This is a genomic window from Blautia intestinihominis, assembly GCF_040096655.1.
In the GTDB taxonomy this organism is placed as follows: Bacteria; Bacillota; Clostridia; order Lachnospirales; family Lachnospiraceae; genus Blautia_A; species Blautia_A intestinihominis.
The window spans coordinates 1-4,047 of sequence record NZ_JBBMEI010000134.1 but is presented as its reverse complement, the minus strand read 5'-3'; the positions used below and the strand labels follow the sequence as shown (position 1 = coordinate 4,047).

Below are 4,047 nucleotides of genomic sequence, written 5' to 3'. Positions count from 1 at the left end.
ACCAGATCATAAATAAAGTTCCAATTGATTGCTTTATCAATCAATCGCAGCATATGGTTTTGAGGTACCATGTCATCCATGGAAAACATCATCATTTGTTCTCTTTTTTTATCTGCATTTTTCGTCATCATAAAAAACACCGCCCTTCTGATATTTATTATATCAGAAAAGCGGTTCCAACAATAGCAAAACCCTGCAAAAGCAGGGCTTTGTCTACAGTCTGAAGCCAGAAAATCCTTTACTGATTTTCTGGCTTCTGCTTTACCTTATTCCATATCTTTTTGTAATCCGTTCATCCAACAATATCTATCTGGCACGCTTTCATGGCCTTCAGTGCAGTCTCATGACTTTCTGGAGTCACTCCTGCACAACATGCAGCATCTACTTTGATTGGGACTTCTGGAAGTTTCTTTCCCTCCTGCGTATCTCGTGTAAAAAAAACTGTTCCTTTGAAATTTCTGATTTTCTCTTCTACTTTAGGAACAATTGCGACGGCTTCTTTCGTTCCAAGCCAAGAGCTCCATCAATAAAATCATTCTGCATATATCTTGATTATTAAATACGAGCTACACCGGTTCTCTTTGCTGCCTCAGCAACCGCTTTGGCTACCGCTGGTCCTACTCGCTTATCGAATGCCTTCGGAATGATATATTCCGGAGAAAGTTCCTCATCTGTGATCAGATTTGCAAGTGCTTCAGACGCTGCCAACTTCATTTCGTCATTGATTTCTTTTGCTCTCACATCAAATGCACCACGGAAGATTCCCGGGAAAGCAAGTACGTTGTTGATCTGGTTCGGGAAATCACTTCTTCCTGTGGAAACAACTTTTGCTCCGCCTGCCTTTGCGTCATCCGGGAAGATCTCCGGAGTCGGGTTCGCACATGCAAAAACAACTGCATCTTTGTTCATGGTCTTAACCATCTCTGTTGTAACAGCACCCGGTGCAGAAACACCGATAAATACATCTGCGCCAACCAACATATCTGCAAGAGAACCGGATTTTTTAGCCAGGTTAGTAACTTTAGCCATTTCATCTTTGACCGGATTCATGCCTTCCGGGCGTCCCTCGTAGATTGCACCCTTTCTGTCGCAGAGAGTGATATCTTTGAATCCTGCTGTCAGAAGGAGACGTGCAATAGAGATTGCAGCAGCTCCTGCTCCATTCATAATGATACGAACATCTTCTTTTTTCTTTCCTACAACCTTCAGTGCATTGGTCAGACCAGCAAGAGTGATGATAGCTGTACCGTGTTGGTCATCATGGAAGATCGGAATATCACATTTTTCTTTCAGTTTTTTCTCAATCTCAAAGCATCTCGGAGCAGAAATATCTTCCAGATTTACTCCGCCAAAAGAACCGGAGATCAGATAAATTGTATTAACGATTTCATCCACATCATTGCTCTTGATACAAAGAGGGAATGCATCTACATCGCCAAACGCCTTGAAAAGTACACATTTTCCTTCCATTACCGGCATTCCGGCTTCCGGTCCGATGTTTCCAAGTCCAAGAACAGCAGAACCGTCGGTAACTACCAGACACATGTTCCATCTTCTTGTGAGTTCGTAGGATTTGTTTACATCCTTCTGGATTTCCAGACAAGGCTGTGCAACTCCAGGTGTATAAGCAAGTGACAAATCATCCTTATTTTCTACAGGTACTCTTGTTACAACTTCAATCTTACCTTTCCATTCTCCATGCAGTCTTAAAGATTCTTTTGCATAATCCATTTCTGTTGTCCTCCCTGGTATCTTAAATTTTGTGAAGCCGTATGATTCCGGCCGCCTTCTGTTGTTACTGTTCACTCCGTTCACAGCAACCATCTATTCTAATCTATTAATAATTTCCTGTAAAGAATTTACTGTCTTTTGGAAGCTCATATCCTTCAAAATATTTACCAAAGTCAAGTTTGAGATATCCACACAGATTTGCAAGTTCGACCATCGTATTGTCGTTTACCGGAATTCCATGTTCTCTTCTTTCTTTTTCTGCAAAGACTTCTTTTTCACCATGTGTATAAATACGGTCTTTGCCTTCTGCCTTCGGGCTTTCTCTCAGAGCTTCCAGATATTCTGAAAAATGTCTGCGGATTGCCTGAGGATCACCAAATGCAGCCGGATCGATTGCCATAAATCCATGACAGATTCCTGTTTTATCCGGGAATGTACAGCAGTGATCTGAAGTAACACCCATGGAAAGAATGGAACTGAACAGTTCACACAGCATACCATATCCATATCCCTTGTGACTTCCTGTAACTTCTTCATTTCCACCGAGAGGCATGATTCCGCCGCCCTTCTTTGCAACAATATTGGCAAGGACATCCGGTGCGTCTGTACTTGCATGTCCATCCTTGTCCAGTGCCCATCCATCAGGAAGTGGTTTCTCCATCTTGTTGTACATTTCGAGCTTTCCTCTTGTAACTACTGTGGTAGAGCAGTCAAAGAAAAACGGATACGGGTCTGCCGGCATAGCTACTGCGATCGGGTTTGATCCAAGCATGGCTTTTTTGCCAAACGTAGGAACCATAATAGCCTCTGAATTGGTGCAGGCCATTCCCAGAAGTCCCTCATCGCACGCCATCTTTGCATAATATCCGGCGATACCGAAATGATTGGACTCACGGACAGTTACAATTCCAACTCCGGTTTTTTTGGCTTTTTCGATGGCTTTTTTCATTGCATAAACAGAAATAAGCTGTCCCATTCCATTATGGCCGTCAATCACTGCAGATATCGGTGTTTCAAATACAACTTCAGGCTTTGCCTGCGGATGAATCGTTCCCTTTTCGATTCCCTTATGATAACGCACCATTCTCTGCATACCATGACTTTCTATCCCATAAAGGTCAGCAGTAAGAAGCACATCCTTGATCTGATTGCTTTCTTCCTCTGTAAAACCAAACGCCTTGAATACGTCTCCGCAAAAATGATTCAGTGTCTCATATGACCATTTCACATATCCCATTGTTTCGTCCCTCTTTCCGGTAGTGCCGATTTTATTTATTGGCATTACCAATTTGTATTTTAATTATACCACTGGTATTACCAAAATACAATAGAGGTCATATCAATTTATTCTGTAAAAATGCCCAAAATTTCTCGGGATTTTTTTTGCATTTCTTCCATATAACGTTCAATCGTATCCATATGTTCGGACATACAGCGTTCCGCCTGCTCTACATCTCCGTTGATGATCGCTTCAACAAGCCGATGATGCTGATCATCAATCTCTCTGGCAGAATTATTCTTTTTCATAATGTAGTCTCTCGTCCCGGAAACAATACTCTCAGTAAGCTGATCCGCTGCCGCAAGGACACTGTAAACCATCGGGTTATCTGCGATCTTTGCAATCTTCTTATGAAGTTCGCGATCCAATTCACCCCGTATCTTTTCATCTTCTGCGGCGTCCAGCCGTGCAAGAATCACCCATAATTCTGCTGCATCCAGCGGTGTGCACTTTCGCGCCGCAAGAATTGCCGCTTCTCTCTCCAGTGCCGCACGGAACTGCTGATTCTGGCGCAGATATCCATTATGCCACTTACGACATAATAAGTCACATATTGTATTACCCATAGCACACTTCATTTCGTTTTATAAAATTTGCAAACATATTCAATTCTATAATTATTATGTCTTTTACAGAATAATCTGGATCCATTGCCTTTCTTCTGGTTTACCCAAAACAAAGCTCCTTTATATGTAATAATATAGTCTTTATTCCAGAAGAAAACCTATCAAATATTTACTTTTATGAATATGGTTTCCTCCTAAAAGTTGACATCAACTTTTATCAAAAATTTTCCCATTTTCGCATCAGAGCCACCTAAAAACGCATTATAAAACACTCTTTTAAAAACTTTTATTTTACAAAGTATCAACTATTATCCGAAAAGGGCAACTTTTTCCCTGGAAAAACAATTCTGTTTCCCTAGAGGCGTGCAACTTTTACTCTCTTAAAAGTTGATGTGGTCGAGTAGATACATCCGTTACCGAATGTATCCCTCACAGAATTCCGGACGTGCGGCTTTTCCGCATCCGGCTCTT

At 41.6% G+C, this 4,047-nt stretch carries 3 protein-coding genes and 1 pseudogene; all 4 read right to left on the bottom strand.

Annotated elements, in window-relative coordinates:
• Positions 1-292 precede the first annotated feature (292 nt).
• The 4 genes and pseudogenes from WMO75_RS18930 to WMO75_RS18915 all read right to left on the bottom strand — a co-directional run bounded on the left by WMO75_RS18930 (position 293) and on the right by WMO75_RS18915 (position 3,576).
• A pseudogene (locus WMO75_RS18930) lies at positions 293-543 on the bottom strand (hypothetical protein).
• Positions 544-555: 12 nt separating this feature from the next.
• A complete protein-coding gene (locus tag WMO75_RS18925; protein ID WP_118699680.1) occupies positions 556-1,731 on the bottom strand; it encodes an NAD(P)-dependent malic enzyme in 1,176 nt (391 codons plus the stop codon).
• Positions 1,732-1,837: 106 nt separating this feature from the next.
• A complete protein-coding gene (locus WMO75_RS18920) occupies positions 1,838-2,968 on the bottom strand; it encodes an Ldh family oxidoreductase (protein WP_118699679.1) in 1,131 nt (376 codons plus the stop codon).
• Positions 2,969-3,075: 107 nt separating this feature from the next.
• Positions 3,076-3,576: a FadR/GntR family transcriptional regulator gene (locus WMO75_RS18915; protein WP_243111687.1), complete on the bottom strand. Its 501-nt coding sequence runs from the start codon at positions 3,574-3,576 to the stop codon at positions 3,076-3,078.
• Positions 3,577-4,047: the final 471 nt, after the last annotated feature.

What these genes read in the sequence shown, in the direction of transcription:
- WMO75_RS18915 (WP_243111687.1), bottom strand. Translation starts at nt 3,576, where the DNA reads ATGGGTAATACAATATGTGACTTATTATGTCGTAAGTGGCATAATGGA.
- WMO75_RS18920 (WP_118699679.1), bottom strand. Translation starts at nt 2,968, where the DNA reads ATGGGATATGTGAAATGGTCATATGAGACACTGAATCATTTTTGCGGA.
- WMO75_RS18925 (WP_118699680.1), bottom strand. Translation starts at nt 1,731, where the DNA reads ATGGATTATGCAAAAGAATCTTTAAGACTGCATGGAGAATGGAAAGGT.